This window comes from Novosphingobium aquimarinum, assembly GCF_009746585.1.
Taxonomy (GTDB): Bacteria; Pseudomonadota; Alphaproteobacteria; order Sphingomonadales; family Sphingomonadaceae; genus Novosphingobium; species Novosphingobium aquimarinum.
The window spans coordinates 222,499-242,615 of record NZ_WRPO01000004.1 but is presented as its reverse complement, the minus strand read 5'-3'; the positions used below and the strand labels follow the sequence as shown (position 1 = coordinate 242,615).

Sequence of the window (20,117 nt, the reverse complement as noted above, 5' to 3'; positions counted from 1 at the left end):
AGGGTCGCGGCCACCCCGCGCTCGATCGCCGCTGACATTCGCCGCGCTTCGGAGTAAGGCTCGCCCATGTTCGCAAGCCTTTCCCCTTGGGCCGCGGTGCTGATCGTTCTGGTGACGGTCGCCGCGATGGAATTCGTCGCGTGGTCCAGCCACAAATACGTGATGCACGGTTTCGGATGGGGCTGGCATCGCGACCATCACGAACCCCACGACAAGCTGCTGGAGCGCAACGATCTCTACGCGCTTGTCGGCGCGGCGATGAGCATCTCGATGTTCGCGATCGGCTCGCCGCTGGTGTTGGGGAAGAGCGCCTGGGAGCCGGCGACCTGGATCGGCATCGGCATCCTCATTTACGGGGTGATCTATACACTGATCCACGACGGTCTGGTGCACCAGCGCTACTTCCGCTGGGTGCCTAAGCGTGGTTACGCCAAGCGACTGGTCCAGGCGCACAAGTTGCACCACGCGACGATCGGCAAGGAAGGCGGCGTCAGCTTTGGTTTCGTCCTCGCTCGCGATCCCGCCGTGCTGAAGCGCGAGCTGCGCGAGCAGCGCAAGGCCGGTGTCGCGGTGCTGCGCGAAGCGGTCGAGGACTGATCCGACGCGGCCTGCGTCCGATGAGGGCGCGCGTCGTTACTGGTGGCTGGCGAACACTTTGGTCCCGGCGGGCCCGAAGGCGATGACCTGGTACGGTTCGGTCTTCCCGCCCATTTCCATGCCGGGCGAGCCGATCGGCATTCCGGGCACGGCCAGCCCACGGACTCCCTTCGGTCGTTCCTTCAGCAACCGCTCGACGTCGGCGGCGGGCACATGCCCCTCGATCACGTAGCCGTCGACGATCATCGTGTGGCACGAACGCAGCGCGGCAGGCACGCCGTTGCGATCCTTCACCGCCGTCATGTCCGCGCTATCCGTAATGGCCACTTGGGCGTGCATGCCGGACCGCATGTGCTCGGCCCATTGCTCGCAGCAACCGCAATTGGGATCGCGGAACATGACGTAGCTCGCGGCCTGGGCCGCGTTCGAACAGGCCGCCAGAGCCAGCAGTAAAGCCGCCGGGGCCGTGGCGCGAAAGCGTGTGAGAAGGTTCATCGTGTCATTCCCTGTGCAAGGGCCGTCGGATCAGCGGCATTTGCCACGATGCCGGGCCGAGGCCAAGCTATTCGGCGCGCGTCCAGATCCAGGGGCCGACGATGGCGAGCACCGTCACCGGGATCAGTGCGAAGAGAGGGCCGAGCACCAGCGCAGTGAAGGGCACGCTCAGCGTCATCGCGGCAATCGCGGAGATCTTGCCCTTGCGGCTGATCGCGCGCCGATCGCGCCAGTCGCGCAAGTGCGCGCCATAGCGGGGATGCGCGTAGAGCTTTTCCGCCAGATGCGGATGGCTTTTGGAAAAGCACCAGGCGGCGCCCAGCAGAAAGACCACCGTCGGCATGATCGGCAGGAACGCCCCGATCACGCCCAGCGCGACGAAGACCCAGCCCGCTGCGTGCCAGGCGTGCCGGCTAAGGTGTCGCATAGCGCGCCGCGGTTTCGCGGATCAGCGCGATCATGTTGGGGACGCCTTGCGTGCGGTTCGAGGAGAGCTGGTTCTTCAGATCGAACGGCTCGAGCCGGGCGGCGATGTCGGTTTCGGCGACTTCGGCGGCGGGCCGGTCCTGCACCACCGAGAGCACCAGCGCGACGATGCCCTTGGTGATCGCGGCATTGCTGTCGGCCAGGAAATGCAGCGTGCCGGCGTCCGCCTCGGTCGGATAGACCCAGACGCTGGCCGAACAACCGCGCACCTTGGTGGCGTCGGTCTTGAGCGCCTCGGGCATCTCGTCGAGCTCGCGGCCCAATTCGATCAGCATCCGATAGCGTTCGTCGCCATCGAGAAATTCATACTCTTCGCGGATATCGTCGAGGCTGCGCATGGCAGGCGATGTAGGCACCCCCGCGCGCGCGGCAAGAGCTAGTGGCGGACGCGCGATTGCCTCGCGCCGCGCTTGCTGTAGGAAATGGGCCGATGAGCGACGATACCACGCATCCTTTCTATGCCATGCACCGCCATGGCTTCGTCCGCGCGGCCGCGTCGACACCGCACGGACGCCCTGCCGACGTCGCGTTCAACCGCGACGCGATCCTGACCGAAGCGCGACGCGCGCACGCGGCGAGCGTCGATCTGGTGGTGTTTCCCGAGCTGTGCCTGTCGGGCTACGCGATCGACGATCTGCACTTGCAGACGGCGGTGATCGAGGCAGTCGAGGTCGCCATCGGGGAGATCGCCGCGGCCAGTGCGGAGCTTTCGCCGGTGCTGCTGATCGGCGCGGCGCTGGCCGATCGCGGGCGGCTCTACAATTGCGCGGTAGTGATCGCGGCGGGCCAAGTGCTGGGCGCAGTGCCCAAGTCGTACTTGCCGAATTACCGCGAATATTACGAAAAGCGCTGGTTCGCGAGCGGTCGTGGCGTCACCGGACGCACCATCCGCATCGGCGGCGAGGATGTCCCGTTCGGCACCGATCTCGTCTTCGCTTCGAACGTGTTGCGCGACTTCAAGGTCTTCGTCGAGATCTGCGAGGATTTCTGGGCGCCGACGCCGCCCTCCACGCTGGGCGCGCTCGCCGGGGCGACGATCCTGTGCAATCTTTCGGCCTCGAACATTGTCATCGGCAAGTCGGACGAGCGGCACATGCTGTGCGCCTCGCAATCCTCCCGCGCGGCCGCGGCCTATGTCTACGCCGCGAGCGGACACGGCGAGAGCACTACCGACCTTGCCTGGGACGGGCAGGGGGTGATCTACGAGCTGGGCGACTTGCTCGTGGAATCCGAACGCTTCGCACGCGAACCGCAGCTCGCGATGGCCGATATCGACTGCGAACGCATCGTCGCCGACCGGATGCGGCTGCCGACGTTTCACGACTCGGCCCTCCAGGCCGGGCGGCCGGAAGCGACGTTCCGCACCGTATGGTTCGATCACACGCCGGCTCAGGGCGATATCGGACTGGTGCGTCCGCTGCGGCGCTTCCCATTCGTGCCCGATCGCCGCGAAAAGCTCGATGCCGATTGCTACGAGGCGTTCAACATCCAGGTCGACGGGCTCACGCGGCGGATCGAGGCGACGCATGCCAAGTCGATCGTGATCGGCGTCTCGGGCGGACTCGATTCCACGCACGCGCTGATCGTCGCGGCGAAATGCTGCGACCGGCTGGGTCTGCCGCGCACCACGATCCGCGGCTATACGATGCCGGGCTTCGCGACGAGCGATCACACCAAGTCCAACGCTTGGAAGCTGATGGACGCTTTGGGCATCACCGCGGGCGAGATCGACATCAAGCCCGCGGCGAAAACGATGCTCGAAGACATCGGCCATCCCTTCGGGCGCGGCGAAAAGGTCTACGACACCACGTTCGAGAACGTGCAGGCGGGGCTGCGCACCGATTACCTGTTCCGCCTCGCCGGGCAGCACAGCGGCTTCGTGCTGGGCACGGGCGACTTATCGGAGCTGGCGCTGGGCTGGTGCACCTATGGCGTCGGCGACCAGATGAGCCACTATGCGGTCAACGCGGGGGTGCCCAAGACGCTGATCCAGTACCTCATCCGCTGGACCACCACGACCGCGCAGTTCGACGATGCGACGGACGCGGTGCTGATGGCGATCCTCGATACCGAGATCTCTCCCGAACTGGTGCCGGCGGGCGAGGACGGCGTGATCCAGAGCACCGAGGATGCGATCGGGCCCTATGCACTCAACGACTTCTTCCTGCACCATGTGATGCGCTTCGGGCAGCGGCCTTCGAAAGTCGCGTTCCTCGCCTGGCACGCCTGGCGTGACGCGGCGGCAGGGCGCTGGCCCGACGGCTTCCCCGAGGATCGCAAGAAGGCCTACGACCTCGCCACGATCCGCCATTGGCTCGAGCGGTTCCTGCAGCGCTTCTTCGCGTTCAGCCAGTTCAAGCGCTCGGCGATCCCGAACGGCCCCAAGGTCTCATCCGGCGGCGCGCTCAGCCCCCGGGGCGACTGGCGCGCGCCAAGCGATGCGAGCGCGGCGGTCTGGCTGGAAGAATTGAAGCGCGGTTTGCCTCATTGATCGTGCGGCACCGGCCCGCGCCCCCACCCGACCTCCCATCGGCAGTATACTTGAGTGGGAGGTCGGGTGGGGGAGCGGGCCGGCGCCGCCAAGGTTTCGACGGATGTCGAAACCATATTAGACAAAAACTCTCTTCGCAGGTCGCGGTCACAACCCGCCATCAATCCCGCAGCGCTTCGATCTGCCGCTTGAGGTCGGTTCCCTGGCGATCGTCGGTGGCGATGCGTTCGAGCACGGCGATCCGCTTGCGCAAGTCCTGCACTTCGCGTTCGAGCTCGGGCTCGCGCGCGCCGATCGTCGGCGTCGCGCCGTCGCCGCGCGCCCGGTACTTCTGCGCGCGCAGCCAGATTACCGCGCCGACGATGAACATGATGACGACGGCATCCCAGAAGCCCATCTTACTGCATTGCCTGCTGACGTGCGCTGGCGGGACGCGAAGAGTCGCGAAGCGCCTCGATTTCCTGCGACACGGTGTAGCCGCCGTCGGTCACGATGGTCTCGAGCGCGGCCGTGCGGCTTTCGAGCTTGGCCAGTTTCTCCAGCAATGCCTGGTTCTCGGCGCGTAGCTGGGTGTTTTCCCGATCCAGCGAGCGTTCGACCTTGCCGCCCCACGAATTCTCGATGGGGTAGCCGTGACGCATGCGCATCCAGGTGTTGAGCAGCCAGCCGATCGTGACACACAGCGTGATCGCGATGACCAAGATGACTTTCAATTCGTCTTCCAAGGGGGCCTCCTCAGTTGGCCGCGGGCGCGGATTTGCCCGATGCGGTGCGTTCGAGCGCACCGATCTGCCGCGCGGTTTCGAAGCCGCTGTCCGTGACGATCGTCTCGATCGCGGCGGCTCGCTCCTCGAGCCTGGCGAGGCGGCGGCGCAGCTCCTGGTTTTCCGCCTTGAGTTCGCCGACGGCGTGATCGTTGCGCTCGGTCTTGCCGCCCCATTCGTCTTCGAGCGCATAGCCGTGGCGGGCGCGAATGTAGTTGTTGATGATCCATCCGCCGTAACACACGGCGATAATGGCGATGATGAATTCCGGGCCGCCCCACGACATTGCGTATTCCTTCCTAGTTCGCGCGCTCAGAGCGCAGCGCCTCGATCTCGCGCGCGACGCTGAAGCCGCGGTCGGTGACGATGCGTTCGACCGTCTCGAGCCGCTCGCGCATCGCGCTCATTTCGGCGCGCAGCTGGGCGTTTTCCTGTGTGATGAGTCCGATCCGGGCCTGGGCCTCCCTGTCGGTCGAGGGGTAGATCGGTTTGCCGGTCTGGGTTTCCAGCGGATAGCCGTGCCGCATACGCAGCCAGTTGTTGAAGACCCAGCTCGCGGCGATGACGGCGCAGCCTGCGGCCATCGGTGCAAGCATGGCAAATGTCGTCAGGTCAGCCATCGAAACCTCCCTCAGTTGACCTTGCGGTCCTGCACCGACTGGCTCAGCTCGTCGACGCGCTTCTGGTCCTTGAGCGCCTCGATCTGCAGCGCGACATCGTAGCTGCCGTCGGTCACGATGCGCTCCAGCACGCGGATGCGTTCTTCGAGCTCGGCGTTGTTGGCGGCGTACTGCGCGGCTTTTTCGGCAGTCGCAGTGACGCCCATCTCCGCCATCCTGCGCTGGTGGCGCGTCCAGACGGCGAGCGCGGCGATGAGGAAAGGGGCGAGGGGGATGCAGAGTGCCAGGATGTCGGTCATGATACGTCTCGTGTCGGAAAAGAGGTCAGGTCGGTCAGGCCGCGATCAGCGCAGGCTATCGATCTCGGCGGCGAGGCGCGAGCTGCTGGAGCTGTCGGTCGCATAGTAGCGCTCGACGTTACGCACGCGGGTGTCGAGGTCGGAGAGGTCCGAATAGACCCGGTCCGAGTGGCTCCGCTTCGAACCGCTGCGGCGGCGCATGCGGCGCAGCAGTCGTTCCTCGTCGGCATCCGAGTAGAGGTAATGGGGCTTGGGTTCGGCGATCACGGCGGTTGCCAGATAGATCGGGATCGTAATGAACGAGACGAAGATCGTCAGCAACACCGCCGCCACGCGCACCCAGACCGCATCGACGCCGGTGTAGTCGGCAATACCCGAGCACACACCGGCGAGTTTGGCGTTGCTCTTGTCGAGATAGAATTGTCCGCGTGACACGTTGTGTTTCCTTCCCTCTTTGACCTGGCGCCGCGAACTGCGTCGCTGGCCCTCTTGCGCACTGCGAGGCGCATTCCCTCCCCCGATATATCCCATTCCGGCCCGCCGCGCACGGGGGTGATGCGCGGTGGCCGGCAGCGGCACTAGTCGGCCGCCGGCTTGGGGGTCTCGTTGCTCTCGGGCGCTTTCGGCGCTTCCGATTTGCCCGCCATCCGGCGCTTGAGGCTGGCGAGATCGGCATCGATCCGGTCGCCCGCGGCAAGCGCTGCGATCTCGTCCGAAAGGGACGGCTGGCGGCTGTCGTCGCCCATGCTCATCGCTTCGGCGCGGCCTTCGGCATAATCGACGCGGCGCTCGAGCTGATCGAAGCGGATCATCGCGTCCTCGACTCGCTCGCTCGAGAGCACGGTGCGCAGCTTGACGCGGTTTTCCGCGCTCTGCAGACGGGCGGCGATCGAGTTCTGACGCGCGCGGGCTTCGCGCAGGCGGCTCTGCAGCTTCTCGATGTCCTGCTCGTAAGCGCGCAGCGCATCGTCGAGCACCGCGATCTCCTCGCTGAGCTGGTCGGCCATGTCGCCGGCCTTCTTCTTCTCGAGCAGGGCGGCGCGGGCGAGATCCTCGCGGTCCTTGCTGAGCGCGAGCTCGGCCTTGTCTTCCCAGTCCGCCTGCAGCGTCTTCAGACGCGTGACGTGGCGGCGCATTTCCTTCTGATCGGCGATCGTGCGCGCGCTGCTGGTGCGCACTTCGACCAGCGTCTCTTCCATTTCGAGAATGATCAGGCGGATCATCTTGGCCGGGTCTTCGGCCTTCTCGAGCATGTCGTTGAAGTTCGCGGCGATGATGTCGCGAGTGCGGGAGAAGATACCCATCCTGGTTGTTCCTTTGTTGTGGGCGGGGCCGCCATGGCGGGGGTATGAGGCGCCGGAGCCCATCCATGCCGCTCCGGCATAATGGGACTTCGCGCCAGTGTCAGTACGGGGCTCGTCAGCACGGAGCTCGTCGGCACGGGGCTCATGAGTGCGGGCGGCAGTGTCGCCCGCCGATGCGAGCAGTCGGGGCGGCGGGGCGTAAGCGGCCCGCCCCCGAACGGCTTCGATTTCCGCGGCGAGCCGGCTCACGCCAGCTGCACCTTGTCGCACGGCGTGGCCGCATAGGCCTTCGGGGCGCCGAGCTGGTCGGACATGACCAAGAGGTTCAGGCCACCCATTGCCAGCAGGCTCGCGAAGATCGCGCAGTCGAGCTTGGTCCTGAGCAGTCCGCTGGTCCTGAGCAGTCCGCTGGTCCTGAGCATGCTATCCTTGCGAGTGGCCATGACGTGTATTCCCTTGCCTCTTGGTTGTATTCGCTTCGTGTCCCATGCTTCGCAAGCGCCGTGCCAAATCGGAAAAAGCCCGGATTCCTTGAGTATTGCAAGGTAGCTGAGATGGACCATCATATAGCGCCTTGCCAATAGTTGGTGAAATATCCTAACTGTTGGGATATGGACCGCGACACGCATTTCATCGGCCAGTCCAGCGCCTTCCTCGATGCGGTCGAGCGTGCCAGTCGCGCCGCGCCGATGCCGCGCTCGGTGCTGGTGATCGGCGAGCGCGGCACCGGCAAGGAACTGATCGCCCAGCGGCTCCACAGTCTGTCCGCGCGTTGGGGCGAGCCGCTGGTAACGGTCAATTGCGCGGCGCTGCCCGAAACGCTGATCGAGGCGGAACTGTTCGGTCACGAGGCCGGCGCGTTCACTGGCGCGACGCGGGCCCGTGCCGGACGTTTCGAGGAGGCCGACCGGGGCACGCTGTTCCTCGACGAACTCGGCACCCTTTCGATGGCGGCGCAGGAGCGCCTGCTGCGCGCGGTCGAATATGGCGAAGTCACGAGGATCGGGGCGTCGCGGCCGATCTCGGTCGACGTGCGCATCGTCGGTGCCACCAACGCCAGTCTGCCCGCGATGGTGGAGGAGGGGCGGTTCCGCGCCGACTTGCTCGATCGCCTCAGCTTCGAAGTGATCACGCTGCCGCCGCTGCGCGCCCGCGATGGCGATATTCCCGAGCTCGCCGATTATTACGGCCGGCGCATGGCGTCGGAGCTCGGCTGGGACGAATGGCCCGGCTTCACCCAAGGCGCGATCGAAGCGATGGAGACTTACGATTGGCCGGGCAATGTGCGCGAGTTGCGCAATGTGGTCGAGCGCGCGACGTACCGCTGGGACGATCCTTCGCGGCCGATCGCCGCGATCGTCTTCGATCCCTTCGCGAGCCCCTGGTCGCCCGAACCCGAAGCCAAGGCCGAAACTGCCCAAGAGCACCAGCCCGTACCCGCTGCCCCGCAGGATCCGCCTGCCGCCAAGAGCGAGCCGCCGCTGGTCGACGACTTGCGCGCGGCAGTCGAAGCGTATGAGCGCGGCCTGCTCGAGACCGCGCTGGAGCATCATCGCTGGAACCAACGGCGAGCAGCGCAAGCGCTTGGCCTGACCTACGATCAGTTGCGCCACTGCCTCAAGAAACACAAGTTGACGCAAGCGCCGGCGCTCTGACCCGGCGCGGCGGTTTTATGCGGGGCATGCGCTCCGTGGATGCGTTGCGCCAAGCCGCGAATCGTGGAAAGTTCGCGGCTCGGAAGAAGCGCGAATGAGCAACGACATGCCTGATGCCAGCCCGGAGCCGCGTCCGCGGGACCGGCAAGTCTACGAATCCGCGGCGGCGGCGCGTCGTACGGCCGAGAAGCGTGCGAAGATTCTTGGCGTCGAAGTCGAAGGCAAGGCGTGGGATCTGATGGTCGACGCCTTTCTCGCCGGTCTCGAACCCGCCGATCCGGTCATGCCGATGATCCCGATCGAGGGCGCCGTGCTGGAATCGCTCGATCCCCTGGTAATCGCGGGGCTGGTGGTGGTGGTTCCCGATGCGAGCGGACACGCCGTGATTCTGGAATTGAGCGCGGAGGGCCGCAAGCGCGTCCGCCGTCTGTTTACGATGATGGCCCGGGAGCAAGGCCGGCTGGCCCCTGCAGGCGAGACGGCTGCGACGCACTGATTCGGGCGGTCGCCGGATCGAGCCACGGCAATGCGCTTGCGTTTTGACGCAGGCGGGACTATCTATCCGCCATCCCGACATTGTTGCTGCAACGTCAGGTGCTGGCGCCTCTCGGGGCCGGCCCCGAACCGCTTGCCGCATCATTGGCGTGCAGGATTTAGGTTGGAGCAGTCATTGGTCGATATCGCGCGACTCGTAGAAGTCATTGAGCCGGAGGCGAAAGCCCTCGGGTTCGAGCTTGTGCGCGTGAAACTGTTCGGCAAGAGCGAGGCGGGCGATGACGAGCGTGCCTTGCAGATCATGGCCGAGCGGCCCGAGACCGGCCAGCTGCTGATCGACGATTGCATCGAACTTTCGCACCGCGTTTCCGATCGCATCGACGCGCTCGAGGAAGCGGGCGAGACGCTGATCAATGGCGCGTATCGGCTCGAGGTCTCCTCGCCGGGGATCGACCGTCCGCTGACGCGCGCAAAGGACTTCGCCGATTGGGTCGGGCACGAAGCCAAGATCAATCTCGTCGAACCGGTCGAAGGCAACCGCAAGCAGTTGCGCGGTGATCTGGCCGGGATCGAGGGAGACACGATCCTTTTCGACGACCGCAAGTCGGGACGCGTCACGTTCCCGCTTGCCGAAGTCCACTCGGCCAGCCTCGTCCTCACGGACCGGCTGATCGCCGCGACCAAGCCGATTGACATGACGGGCGCCGAAGACGTCCTAGAAGAACAGGAAGACTGAACCGATGGCCAGTGCGATTTCAGCCAACCGCGCCGAGCTGCTTGCGATTGCGAACTCGGTCGCCACCGAGAAGATGATCGACAAGTCGATCGTCATCGAGGCGATGGAAGAAGCGATCCAGAAGTCGGCGCGCAACCGTTACGGTGCCGAGAACGACATCCGCGCCAAGCTCGATCCGCGCACCGGCGACTTGCGCTTGTGGCGCGTCGTCGAAGTGGTCGAGGAAGTCGAGGACTACTTCAAGCAGGTCGATCTCAAGCAGGCCGAAAAGCTGCAGCCGGGCGCCGCGCTGGGCGACTTCATCGTCGATCCGCTGCCGCCGGTCGATCTCGGCCGCATCGACGCGCAGTCGGCCAAGCAGGTGATCTTCCAGAAGGTCCGCGATGCCGAGCGTGAACGCCAGTACGAAGAATTCAAGGATCGCGCGGGCGAGATCGTCGTCGGTACGATCAAGTCGGTCGAATTCGGCCACGTCATCGTCAACCTCGGCCGCGCCGAGGGCGTGATCCGCCGCGATCAGCAGATCCCGCGCGAAGCCGCCCGCGTCGGCGAGCGTGTGCGCGCCTATGTGATGAAGGTCGAGCGCCAGAACCGTGGTCCGCAGATCTTCCTCAGCCGCGCGCATCCCGAATTCATGAAGAAGCTGTTCGCGCAGGAAGTGCCCGAGATCTACGACGGCGTGATCGAGATCAAGGCCGCGGCCCGCGATCCCGGCTCGCGCGCCAAGATCGGTGTCATCAGCCACGACAACTCGATCGACCCGGTCGGCGCTTGCGTCGGCATGAAGGGCAGCCGCGTGCAGGCCGTCGTGCAGGAACTGCAGGGCGAAAAGATCGACATCATCCCCTGGAGCGAGGACACCGCGACGTTCGTGGTGAACGGCCTCCAACCTGCGACGGTCAGCCGCGTCGTCATCGACGAGGAAGAAAGCCGCATCGAGGTCGTCGTGCCCGACGATCAGCTCAGCCTCGCGATCGGTCGCCGCGGTCAGAACGTGCGTCTCGCCAGCCAGCTCACCGGCTCGCAGATCGACATCATGACCGAGCAGGAATCGAGCGAGAAGCGCCAGCGCGAGTTCCAGGAACGCTCCAAGATGTTCGAGGAAGAGCTCGACGTCGACGAGACGCTGTCGCAGCTGCTCGTGGCCGAAGGCTTCACCGAACTGGAAGAAGTCGCCTACGTCGACATGGCCGAGCTGGCCGCGATCGAGGGCTTCGACGAGGAACTCGCCGAAGAACTGCAGAGCCGCGCCATCGAAGCGCTGGATCGCCGCGAAGAGGCCTGCCGCCAGCAGCGCCGCGAGCTCGGCGTCGAGGACGCCATCGCCGACTTGCCGCACCTGACCGAAGCCATGCTGGTCACGCTCGGCAAGGGCGGGATCAAGACGCTCGACGATGTCGCCGACCTCGCCACCGACGAACTGATCGCCAAGAAGCGCACCGAACAGCGCCGCCGCGACGGCACTGTCACGCGCCGTCTGCGCGACGAGGACAAGGGAGGCGTGCTCGGCGAGTACGGCCTGACCGAGGAACAGGGCAACGAAATCATCATGGCTGCCCGCGCGCACTGGTTCGATGACGAATCGGACGCGGGCGAGGCCACGGACGAAACACCGGACAGCACGGCCGAGACCGTCGCACCCGAAACCGAGGAGGCCGCCGATGCGGAATCCTCGCAATGAACGTGTAGCGTCCGACAGTACTGGAAGCAGCGCGGAGCGGACTTGCATTCTCTCCGGCGAGACGCTTGCGCGCGATGACCTGGTGCGCCTCGCGATTTCGCCCGAGGGCATGGTGCTTCCCGATGTCAACGCACGCGCCCCCGGACGGGGCGCCTGGCTCGGCGTATCGCGCGAAGCCCTTGAAATTGCTCTGACGAAGGGCAAACTTAAGGGAGCGCTGGCGCGCGCGTTCAAGGGTGCGCCGATAACCATTCCCGAAGACCTGCCGCAGCGCCTCGAAGACGCGTTGCAACGGGCATTGGCGGATCGCCTCGGACTTGAACTCAAGGCAGGCAATCTGCTCCTGGGCTCCGACCGGATCGCCGAGCAAGCCCGCTCCGGCCGAGTCGCCTGGCTCGGGCACGCCGCGGACGCCAGTGGCGATGGTTCGCGCAAGCTCGACCAGGCCTGGCGCGTGGGCGAGGAGGCTGAAGGGAGCGGCATGACGGGCTGCGTCTTGCCACTGGACCGGGCGGCTTTGTCTGTGGCATTGGGCCGCGACAACGTCGTCCATCTGGCGCTGAGCGATCGCGGCGCGGCTCGAAGAGTTGCGCAGCCGCTACGGCGTCTCTTGCGCTACCAGGGGCGCGCCGCGACGGCCGCCGATGATGACACCAGCGGTGCGGCTTCCGCCGCCGCCGCGACGACGAATTGAAGTGAAGGGCTGAACGAGACTTATGAGCGAGACCGACAACAAACCGACCCTGGGCCGCAAGCCGCTTGGGCTTAAGCGCTCGGTGGAAGCGGGTGAGGTCAAGCAGACCTTCAGCCATGGCCGCACCAACAAGGTCGTGGTCGAAGTGAAGCGCCGCAAGGTGCTCGGCAAGCCCGGCACCGAGGCGCCCGAGGCGAAGGCCCCGGTCGAGGCCCCGACCCCCGCGCCCGAGCCCGTCGCGAAGAAGCCCGCGCCGGCCCCCGCGCCCGCGCCGCGCAAGCCTTCGAACCCCGCGGGTGAAACGCCGCAAGAGCGCGTCGCGCGTTTGCAGCGCGAAGCCGAAGACGAGCGGATGCGGCTCGCCGAAGAGGCCCGCCGCCGCGAGGAAGAGGAAAAGGCCCAGGCGCTCGAGGAAGAGCGTCGCCGCGCCGAGGAAAACCGCAAGGCCGAAGAAGCTTCGGCCAATGCCGATGTCGCAAATGCCAGCGAGCCCGAACCCGCCGCCGAAGCGCCCAGTGCGCCCGAAGCCGAGGCCAAGGCCGAGGCTACGCCGGCGGCTGCCGAGTCCGCGGAAGCTGACGCCGCGCCTGCACCCGTCGAGGAAGAAGCGCCCGCACCGCGTCGCTTCACGCCCGTCGCGCGTCCCGAACCCAAGAAGCCCGAAGCACCTGCAGCCAAGAAGCCTGCCGAGGCCAAGAAGCCGGCTGCGGGACGTGGCGGGGACCGGGCCGAGCGCAAGGGCGACCGTCGTCGCGACGGCAAGCTCACTGTCACGCGTGCGCTCAACGAGGACGAGGGCGCCCGCGCCCGTTCGCTCGCCGCGCTCAAGCGTGCCCGCGAGAAGGAGCGTCGTGCGCATTTCGGCGGTCAGTCGAAGCAGCGTGAGAAGCAGACGCGCGACGTCGTCGTGCCTGAGGCGATCACGGTTCAGGAACTCGCCAACCGCATGGCCGAAAAGGGCGCGGACCTGGTGAAGGCGCTGTTCAACCTTGGCATGATGGTCACCGTCAACCAGACCATCGACCAGGATACGGCAGAGCTGCTGGTCGAGGAATTCGGCCACAACATCACCCGCGTTTCCGAAAGCGACATCGACATCGATTATACCGAAGACGTCGATCCTGATGAATCGCTCAAGCCGCGTCCGCCTGTGGTCACGATCATGGGCCACGTCGATCACGGCAAGACCAGCCTGCTCGACGCGCTGCGCGGCACCGACGTGGTGCGCGGCGAAGCGGGCGGCATCACCCAGCACATGGGCGCCTACCAGATCAAGACGAAGGGTGGCGACATGGTCACCTTCCTCGATACGCCGGGTCACGCCGCCTTCACCGCGATGCGCATGCGTGGCGCCAACGTGACCGACATCGTCGTGCTGGTGGTCGCGGCCGACGACGGCATCATGCCGCAGACGATCGAGGCCATCAATCACACCAAGGCCGCCGGCGTGCCGATGATCGTGGCAATCAACAAGTGCGACAAGGAAGACGCCAATCCCAAGAAAGTGCGTGAGCGTCTGCTCGAGCACGAGGTCATCGTCGAGGAAATGTCAGGCGATGTGCAGGACGTCGAGGTTTCGGCCAAGACCGGAAAGGGCCTCGACGAACTGGTCGAGAAGATCCTGCTCCAGGCCGAATTCCTCGAACTGAAGGCCAATCCGGATCGCGATGCCGACGCCACCGTGATCGAAGCCAAGCTCGACAAGGGCAAGGGCCCGGTCGCGACCGTGCTGGTCACGCGCGGCACGCTCAAGCGCGGCGACATCTTCGTCGTCGGCACCGAGAGCGGCCGTGTGCGGGCGATGAACGACGACAAGGGGCGTCAGGTCAAGGAAGCCGGGCCGGCGACGCCGGTCGAAGTCCTGGGCCTGGGCGGCGTGCCGATGGCCGGCGACGTGCTCACGGTGGTCGAGAACGACCAGCGCGCGCGCGAAGTTTCCGAGTACCGTCAGGAGCAGGCGACGGCCAAGCGCACCGCAATGGCGCCCGCCAGCCTCGACACGATGTTCTCCGCCTTGGCGGACAAGCAGAACGTCATCGAGTACCCGGTGGTCATCAAGGCCGACGTGCAGGGCTCGGTCGAAGCGATCAACAGCGCGCTCCATGCGCTGTCGAACGACGAGATCAAGGTCCGCATCCTGCATTCGGGCGTCGGCGCGATCACCGAAACCGACGTGACGCTGGCTTCGGCCAGCGGCGCGCCGATCGTCGGCTTCAACGTGCGCCCCAATGCCAAGGCGCGTCAGCAGATCGAGCAGACCAAGACCGAGATGCTCTACTACGACGTGATCTACGAACTCACCGAAGAGATCGCGCGGCAGATGTCGGGCATCTGGGGACCCGAGAAAGTGGAAACCGTCGTCGGCCGCGCCGAGGTCAAGCAGGTCTTCCCGGCCGGCAAGAAGGACAAGGCCGCCGGTCTGCTGGTGGTCGAGGGTGTCATCCGCAAGGGTCTGCATGCCCGTCTCACTCGCCAGGACGTCATTGTCTCGGCAACCACGATCGCGTCGCTGCGTCGCTTCAAGGACGATGTCGACGAAGTGCGCACGGGTCTCGAATGCGGCGTCGTGCTGGCGGATACCAACGACATCAAGGCGGGCGATCAGCTCGAGGTGTTCGAGGTCTCCGAGCGTGAGCGCACGATCGGCTAAGGTCGCCTTTCAACGAAAAATCACGAGCGGCGGCAGGCTTCGGCTTGCCGCCGCTTTCGTTTGCGTGGCATCCTCGCCGGCACGATGCTCAGCCTGTCCCGAACCGTTCCAGCGATGATCGCGATTGGCGTCTTCGTCGTCCTGGTGGCGGCGGGCCTGGTATGGTGGTCGCAAGCCCGGTCGCGCGATCTTGCGGCGGCGCAGAGCCACGCCCAATGCCTTCGTGACGTCGCGCGGGAAGATCCGGTCGCAGTCGCGCGGCGCGATCTCGACCGCGGCGAGGACCGGCCTTTCTTTCAGGCCGCGCCCGCGCCCCATGCGCCGGGCATCGCCGGCTGCGCCACGGGCGGGCCTTATACCGACAATCGACTCTGGCCCTTCGCCAAGCCAGCCCACGGCGCGGACTGCGCTGACGCCGCGAAGCGCTGGGTGAGCCTTTACAATGCCGAACTCGCGCGGCTCGATCCGATGGTCAGCGCCAAATACTGCGGTCGGGCACTGCCGCAATGAACCGCCACGTCGCCTTTCTCAGCGCGATCAACGTCGGCGGCAATCAGTTGAAGATGGCGGATCTGCGCGGCGCGATGGAGGAGGCGGGGTTCAGCGAAGTCACGACGGTGGTCGCCAGCGGCAACGTCGTATTCGCGCATCCGCGCGCTGGCGAGGCCTCGCTCGGACAGGAGATTTCGGATCTGCTGCGGGATCGGTTCGGGATCGACAGCTTGGCGGCGGTGCGCACGCCCGCCGAAGTGCGCGCCGCAATCGAGGACAACCCGTTTCACGGCAAGGGCGAGGACAAGTTCGTCCATACCCATTTCCTCGAGCAGCAGCCGAGCGAGGCGCAATTCGCGCAACTGATCGCCGATCAGGCGGGTCGGGGCAACGAGATGCTCGCGTCGGGCTCACGCGCGCTGTACATCGATTTTGTCGATGGTGTGGGCAACAGCAAGCTGACCAGCCCCTTCATCGCCAAGCGCCTCGGCTGCCGCGGCACGGCGCGCAACATGCGCTCGCTCAAGCGTATTCTCGAAAAACTGGAAGGCTGATCCGCCCGGCCGGGGAAGCGACCGGGCCGTGTCGAGAAGGATACGGCCCGGCACTCCAGGTACGTCCGCCGGAGCGGAAATTTCGTGTGCCCCGCACAGGCCAGCGAGATGGTGGGGGGGCGACACCGGTCCGGGTCGGTCCGGAATGGCGGAAGCATCCAGGGGAGACGCGTCCGCCATGGGGCCGTCCGGGCCGGAGGACGGACCGATGTCGCCGGATCGGGTGCGAAGATTCCCGATCCATCTCGAAGAAAAAAGGACGTCGCGTCCCGCCAGTCGTCAGGGGTCACAGACTGGTTGGAAAGCCGCCATGGAGTTTTAATCTGTTCTGGCTTGGCAGCCGGGCCCTGGCACAGGCCCACGCGACGTCTCCGGCGGGACGGGCTCGGGAGCAAGGGGGGAAACTCCTGCCCATCCCGCCGGTATTCGAAAAATTCGGTTCCTGTTTCGAAGCTCTCGGGGAGCTTGGTCCCGTTCCTTTCTCTGCAGAACTATTATGCAAGATATGCATATAAAAAAGTGGGGTGTCTACCCCTTTTGTCGCGCGAACCTGTGATAATTTGTCGCAGCTGAAAGCGCGCGATCGGCAATCGCGTGTTGCAAATCGCAAGGGCGCGGCCAAATGAGGGAGCCATGGCACGTCAGCAGTTTACACCCGAACAACAGTCCGTTCGCTTGCTCAAGGTCGGGGAGCGCGTACGCCACGTTCTGTCCGAGATTCTCACGCGACAGCAAGTGCACGACGATACGCTGTCCGCGCATTCCGTCTCCGTGACCGAGGTGCGCATGACGCCCGACCTGCGAGTCGCGACGGTCTACGTGAAGCCGCTGCTTGGGGCCCAGGAGGCCGAAGTGCTCAAGGCGCTGCAGCAGAACACCGCTTTCCTCCAGAGGGAAGTGGCGAAGCGACTCGGGCTCAAGTTCGCCGCGCGGCTGAAGTTCCGCACCGACGACAGCTTCGAGGAAGCCGACCGCATCGAGCGACTGCTGTCGGACCCGCGCGTCAAGCGCGATCTCGGCACGGATGGCGAAGCGGGTGAGGGCGCCGACGACTGATATCGTCGGTTTTGCTCTCGGGCGATTGAGTCGCGCCCCGATTCCTTCCTGACGGCTGCTGCGTGCGGGGGCTCTTCGGCAGCCGTCTGAGTTATGCGCCGGGTCGTGGCCCAGGACTCCCCGCAATTCCGAACGCCCAATGAAAAAGGGGCCGCGCAGGTTGTCCTGCGCGGCCCCTTTTTGTTGGCGTAAACAGCCCTCGGAGAGGATCAGTCCTCCTTGAGGAATGCCGGCATGTGGTCGGGATCACCGCCACCGTTGCCGCCGCCGTCGCGATCGCCGCGCGGGCCGCGATCACGACCGCCACCGCCGCCACGACCACCGCGTCCGCCGCGATCGCCGCCACGGCCGCCGCCGCGACCACCACGGTCGCCGCCACGATCACCGCGATCGCCACGCGGTTCGCGCGGCGGGCGGGTGTCTTCGAGTTCCTCGCCGGTTTCCTGGTCGACCACACGCATCGACAAGCGGACCTTGCCGCGGTTGTCGATCTCGAGGACCTTGACCTTCACCGCCTGGCCTTCCGACACGACGTCGGTCGGCTTCTCGACGCGCTCGTTCTTCATTTCGGAGACGTGGACGAGGCCGTCCTTGCCACCCATGAAGTTCACGAATGCACCGAAATCGACGATGTTGACGACCTTGCCGTCGTAGATCTTGCCGACCTCGGGCTCCTCGACGATGCCCAGGATCCACTTCTTGGCCGCTTCGATCTGGTCGATGTCGGACGAGGAGATCTTGATGATCCCTTCGTCGTCGATGTCGACCTTGGCGCCGGTTTCGGCGACGATCTCGCGGATGACCTTGCCGCCGGTACCGATGACGTCACGGATCTTCGACTTGTCGATCTGGATCGTCTCGATGCGCGGGGCGTGAGCGGAAAGCTCGGTGCGGGCGGAGCCCAGCGCCTTGGTCATTTCACCCAGGATGTGCGCACGGCCGGCCTTGGCCTGCTCGAGCGCCTTGCCCATGATCTCCTTGGTGATACCGGCGATCTTGATGTCCATCTGCATCGTGGTGATGCCGTTCTCGGTGCCCGCGACCTTGAAGTCCATGTCGCCGAGGTGATCCTCGTCGCCCAGGATGTCGGAGAGCACAGCGAAATCGTCACCTTCCAGGATCAGGCCCATGGCGATGCCCGAGACCGGACGCTCGATCGGAACGCCCGCGTCCATCATCGACAGACAGCCACCGCACACCGTCGCCATTGAAGACGAGCCGTTGGATTCGGTCACGTCCGAAAGCACGCGAATGGTGTAGGGGAAGTCTTCCTTGGCGGGCAGCACCGGGTGCAGCGCGCGCCATGCCAGCTTGCCATGGCCCACTTCGCGGCGGCCCGGCGCGCCGAAGCGGCCCACTTCGCCGACCGAGTAGGGCGGGAAGTTGTAGTGCAGCATGAACGAGGAGTACGACAGGCCTTCGAGGCCGTCGATCATCTGCTCGCTGTCCTTGGTGCCCAGCGTGGTGGTGCAGATCGTCTGCGTCTCGCCGCGGGTGAACAGCGCCGAGCCGTGGGTACGGGGCAGGAAGCCGACCATGCTCTCGATCGGGCGGACCTGATCGAGCTTGCGACCGTCGATGCGCTGGCCGTCCTTGAGGATGGCACCGCGCACGATCTCGGCCTCGACCTTCTTCATGGTCTTGATCGCGACCATCTGGGTCTGCGGGGTTTCGTCCGCGAAGGCTTCCTTGGCCTTGGCGCGCGCCGCGTTGAGCGCGTTGGAACGCTCTGACTTGTCGGTCAGCTTGTAGGCCGCCGCGACGTCCTTGCCGACGGCGTCCTTGAGCTTCGTCTTGATGTCGGCGGTGTTGTCCGACACGTCGATTTCCCAAGGCTCCTTGGCGGCCTTTTCGGCCAGGTCGATGATGAGATCGACGACCTGCTTGCACTCGTCATGCGCGAACATGACGGCGCCGAGCATTTCTTCCTCGGTCAGCTCCTTGGCTTCGGATTCGACCATCATCACCGCATCGCCGGTGGCGGCGACGATGAGGTCGAGGCGGCCGTCGGAGAGGGCAGCGTCCTGCTTCGGGTTCAGCACGTATTCGCCATCGACGAAGCCGACGCGGCACGCGCCGATCGGGCCCATGAACGGCACGCCCGAAATGGTGAGCGCGGCAGACGCCGCGATCATCGCCACGACATCGGGCTCGGTCTCGCCGTCATACGACAGGACCTGCGCGATGCAGTTGATCTCGTTGTAGAAGCCCTCGGGGAAGAGGGGGCGCACAGGGCGGTCGATGAGACGGCTGGTGAGCGTCTCCTTCTCGGTCGCGCCGCGTTCGCGCTTGAAGAAGCCGCCGGGGATGCGGCCGGCCGAGGAGAACTTCTCCTGGTAGTGAACGGTCAGCGGGAAGAAGTCCTGGCCTTCCTTCACCGACTTGGCGGCAGTCACGGCGCACAGCACCACGGTCTCGCCATAGGTGGCCAGCACGGCGCCGTCGGCTTGACGGGCAATGCGGCCGGTCTCGAGAGTGAGGGTCTTTCCGCCCCACTCCATCGATACGGTTTTAACGTCGAACATGTAGTTTTTTCCTCAGCCCGCGAGCCCTATTGCCCTCGGGTTTTTACTGCCGGGTGTACCGTCCCGGTCCGGTGTGGGGCCTGTCGTGGCCCCAAGACGACCCTGCCGAATTGCGGGGCCATTCCTGTTTCGTCATCCCAGCGAAAGCTGGGATCGCTTTCATCAGGCGTCGGTTCGTGGCGCCTGGATCCCCGCCTTCGCGGGGATGACGTGAATGCGAAACGGCCCGCCGAGGGCGGGCCGAAGCTTCACGTCACTTACGCAGACCCAGCTTCTGGATCAGGGCGTTGTAGCGCTCGACGTCCTTCTTCTTGAGGTAGTCGAGCAGCGAGCGGCGCTTGTTGACCATCTGCAACAGGCCGCGACGCGAGTGATTGTCCTTGTGGTGCGATTTGAAGTGCTCGGTGAGGTTCACGATACGCTCGGTGAGGATCGCGACCTGCACTTCGGGGGACCCGGTGTCCGTGTTGCCACGGGCGTTGTCCTTGATGATTTCCTGCTTCTTCTCGGCGGTAACCGACAT

General features: G+C 65.5%; 24 protein-coding genes. 11 read left to right on the top strand and 13 right to left on the bottom strand.

Going from position 1 to position 20,117, the window contains the following annotated elements:
- Positions 1–66: 66 nt before the first annotated feature.
- A complete protein-coding gene (locus GQO94_RS06685) occupies positions 67–597 on the top strand; it encodes a sterol desaturase family protein (protein WP_156840389.1) in 531 nt (176 codons plus the stop codon).
- 36 nt (positions 598–633) lie between these two features.
- Here GQO94_RS06685 and GQO94_RS06680 read toward each other — a convergent pair whose 3' ends face one another.
- The 3 genes from GQO94_RS06680 to GQO94_RS06670 form a co-directional block, all read right to left on the bottom strand.
- Positions 634–1,092, bottom strand: coding sequence for a DUF411 domain-containing protein (locus tag GQO94_RS06680; protein ID WP_156840388.1), 459 nt, complete (start codon positions 1,090–1,092; stop codon positions 634–636).
- Between the two features lie 67 nt (positions 1,093–1,159).
- Positions 1,160–1,519 (bottom strand): YbaN family protein, encoded by a 360-nt coding sequence (locus GQO94_RS06675; protein ID WP_156840387.1) that lies wholly within the window; start codon positions 1,517–1,519, stop codon positions 1,160–1,162.
- Positions 1,506–1,916 (bottom strand): SufE family protein, encoded by a 411-nt coding sequence (locus GQO94_RS06670; RefSeq protein WP_156840386.1) that lies wholly within the window; start codon positions 1,914–1,916, stop codon positions 1,506–1,508. The genes GQO94_RS06675 and GQO94_RS06670 overlap by 14 nt, the downstream gene beginning before the upstream one ends.
- A 92-nt stretch (positions 1,917–2,008) precedes the next feature.
- On the opposite strand from GQO94_RS06670, the gene GQO94_RS06665 reads away from it, so the two are divergent.
- Entirely contained in the window at positions 2,009–4,069 is a 2,061-nt protein-coding gene (locus GQO94_RS06665) for an NAD(+) synthase (protein WP_156840385.1), read from the top strand.
- A 160-nt stretch (positions 4,070–4,229) separates the two neighbouring features.
- Here GQO94_RS06665 and GQO94_RS06660 read toward each other — a convergent pair whose 3' ends face one another.
- The 8 genes from GQO94_RS06660 to GQO94_RS06625 all read right to left on the bottom strand — a co-directional run bounded on the left by GQO94_RS06660 (position 4,230) and on the right by GQO94_RS06625 (position 7,499).
- Entirely contained in the window at positions 4,230–4,466 is a 237-nt protein-coding gene (locus GQO94_RS06660; protein ID WP_156840384.1) for a hypothetical protein, read from the bottom strand.
- 1 nt (position 4,467) lies between these two features.
- The gene (locus GQO94_RS06655; protein ID WP_156840383.1) at positions 4,468–4,794 is read right to left on the bottom strand and encodes a hypothetical protein; all 327 of its coding nucleotides are present in this window, start codon (positions 4,792–4,794) and stop codon (positions 4,468–4,470) included.
- 10 nt (positions 4,795–4,804) lie between these two features.
- Positions 4,805–5,119 carry a hypothetical protein gene (locus tag GQO94_RS06650; RefSeq protein WP_156840382.1) on the bottom strand — a complete coding sequence of 105 codons (315 nt, stop codon included), beginning with the start codon at positions 5,117–5,119 and terminating at the stop codon, positions 4,805–4,807.
- Positions 5,120–5,132: 13 nt separating this feature from the next.
- Positions 5,133–5,453: a hypothetical protein gene (locus GQO94_RS06645; RefSeq protein ID WP_232332805.1), complete on the bottom strand. Its 321-nt coding sequence runs from the start codon at positions 5,451–5,453 to the stop codon at positions 5,133–5,135.
- A gap of 11 nt (positions 5,454–5,464) precedes the next feature.
- A complete protein-coding gene (locus GQO94_RS06640) occupies positions 5,465–5,752 on the bottom strand; it encodes a hypothetical protein (protein WP_156840381.1) in 288 nt (95 codons plus the stop codon).
- A 45-nt stretch (positions 5,753–5,797) separates the two neighbouring features.
- On the bottom strand, positions 5,798–6,187 hold the full coding sequence (locus tag GQO94_RS06635) for a PspC domain-containing protein (RefSeq protein WP_156840380.1): 390 nt from the start codon (positions 6,185–6,187) through the stop codon (positions 5,798–5,800).
- Positions 6,188–6,330: 143 nt separating this feature from the next.
- A complete protein-coding gene (gene pspA / locus GQO94_RS06630; protein ID WP_408636597.1) occupies positions 6,331–7,305 on the bottom strand; it encodes a phage shock protein PspA in 975 nt (324 codons plus the stop codon).
- A complete protein-coding gene (locus GQO94_RS06625; RefSeq protein ID WP_156840379.1) occupies positions 7,302–7,499 on the bottom strand; it encodes a hypothetical protein in 198 nt (65 codons plus the stop codon). Before GQO94_RS06625 ends, pspA begins: the two co-directional genes overlap by 4 nt.
- A 168-nt stretch (positions 7,500–7,667) precedes the next feature.
- Between GQO94_RS06625 and pspF the strand changes: the two genes are divergently transcribed.
- The 9 genes from pspF (at position 7,668) to rbfA (ending at position 17,069) form a co-directional block, all read left to right on the top strand.
- On the top strand, positions 7,668–8,711 hold the full coding sequence (pspF, locus tag GQO94_RS06620; protein WP_156840378.1) for a phage shock protein operon transcriptional activator: 1,044 nt from the start codon (positions 7,668–7,670) through the stop codon (positions 8,709–8,711).
- Positions 8,712–8,805: 94 nt separating this feature from the next.
- Entirely contained in the window at positions 8,806–9,207 is a 402-nt protein-coding gene (locus GQO94_RS06615; RefSeq protein WP_156840377.1) for a hypothetical protein, read from the top strand.
- A 174-nt stretch (positions 9,208–9,381) separates the two neighbouring features.
- Entirely contained in the window at positions 9,382–9,942 is a 561-nt protein-coding gene (gene rimP, locus GQO94_RS06610) for a ribosome maturation protein RimP (protein ID WP_156840376.1), read from the top strand.
- 4 nt (positions 9,943–9,946) lie between these two features.
- The gene (gene nusA, locus GQO94_RS06605; protein WP_156840375.1) at positions 9,947–11,623 is read left to right on the top strand and encodes a transcription termination factor NusA; all 1,677 of its coding nucleotides are present in this window, start codon (positions 9,947–9,949) and stop codon (positions 11,621–11,623) included.
- Positions 11,604–12,317 (top strand): DUF448 domain-containing protein, encoded by a 714-nt coding sequence (locus GQO94_RS06600; RefSeq protein WP_156840374.1) that lies wholly within the window; start codon positions 11,604–11,606, stop codon positions 12,315–12,317. Before nusA ends, GQO94_RS06600 begins: the two co-directional genes overlap by 20 nt.
- Positions 12,318–12,339: 22 nt before the next feature.
- A complete protein-coding gene (gene infB / locus GQO94_RS06595; RefSeq protein WP_156840373.1) occupies positions 12,340–14,967 on the top strand; it encodes a translation initiation factor IF-2 in 2,628 nt (875 codons plus the stop codon).
- 60 nt (positions 14,968–15,027) lie between these two features.
- Positions 15,028–15,477 (top strand): hypothetical protein, encoded by a 450-nt coding sequence (locus GQO94_RS06590; RefSeq protein WP_156840372.1) that lies wholly within the window; start codon positions 15,028–15,030, stop codon positions 15,475–15,477.
- Entirely contained in the window at positions 15,474–16,013 is a 540-nt protein-coding gene (locus GQO94_RS06585; protein WP_156840371.1) for a DUF1697 domain-containing protein, read from the top strand. Before GQO94_RS06590 ends, GQO94_RS06585 begins: the two co-directional genes overlap by 4 nt.
- Positions 16,014–16,646: 633 nt before the next feature.
- On the top strand, positions 16,647–17,069 hold the full coding sequence (rbfA, locus tag GQO94_RS06580; RefSeq protein WP_156840370.1) for a 30S ribosome-binding factor RbfA: 423 nt from the start codon (positions 16,647–16,649) through the stop codon (positions 17,067–17,069).
- Positions 17,070–17,278: 209 nt separating this feature from the next.
- Here the strand turns inward: rbfA and pnp are convergent, their stop codons facing one another.
- Positions 17,279–19,594, bottom strand: coding sequence for a polyribonucleotide nucleotidyltransferase (gene pnp, locus GQO94_RS06575; protein ID WP_156840369.1), 2,316 nt, complete (start codon positions 19,592–19,594; stop codon positions 17,279–17,281).
- Positions 19,595–19,847: 253 nt separating this feature from the next.
- Positions 19,848–20,117, bottom strand: coding sequence for a 30S ribosomal protein S15 (rpsO, locus tag GQO94_RS06570; RefSeq protein WP_156840368.1), 270 nt, complete (start codon positions 20,115–20,117; stop codon positions 19,848–19,850).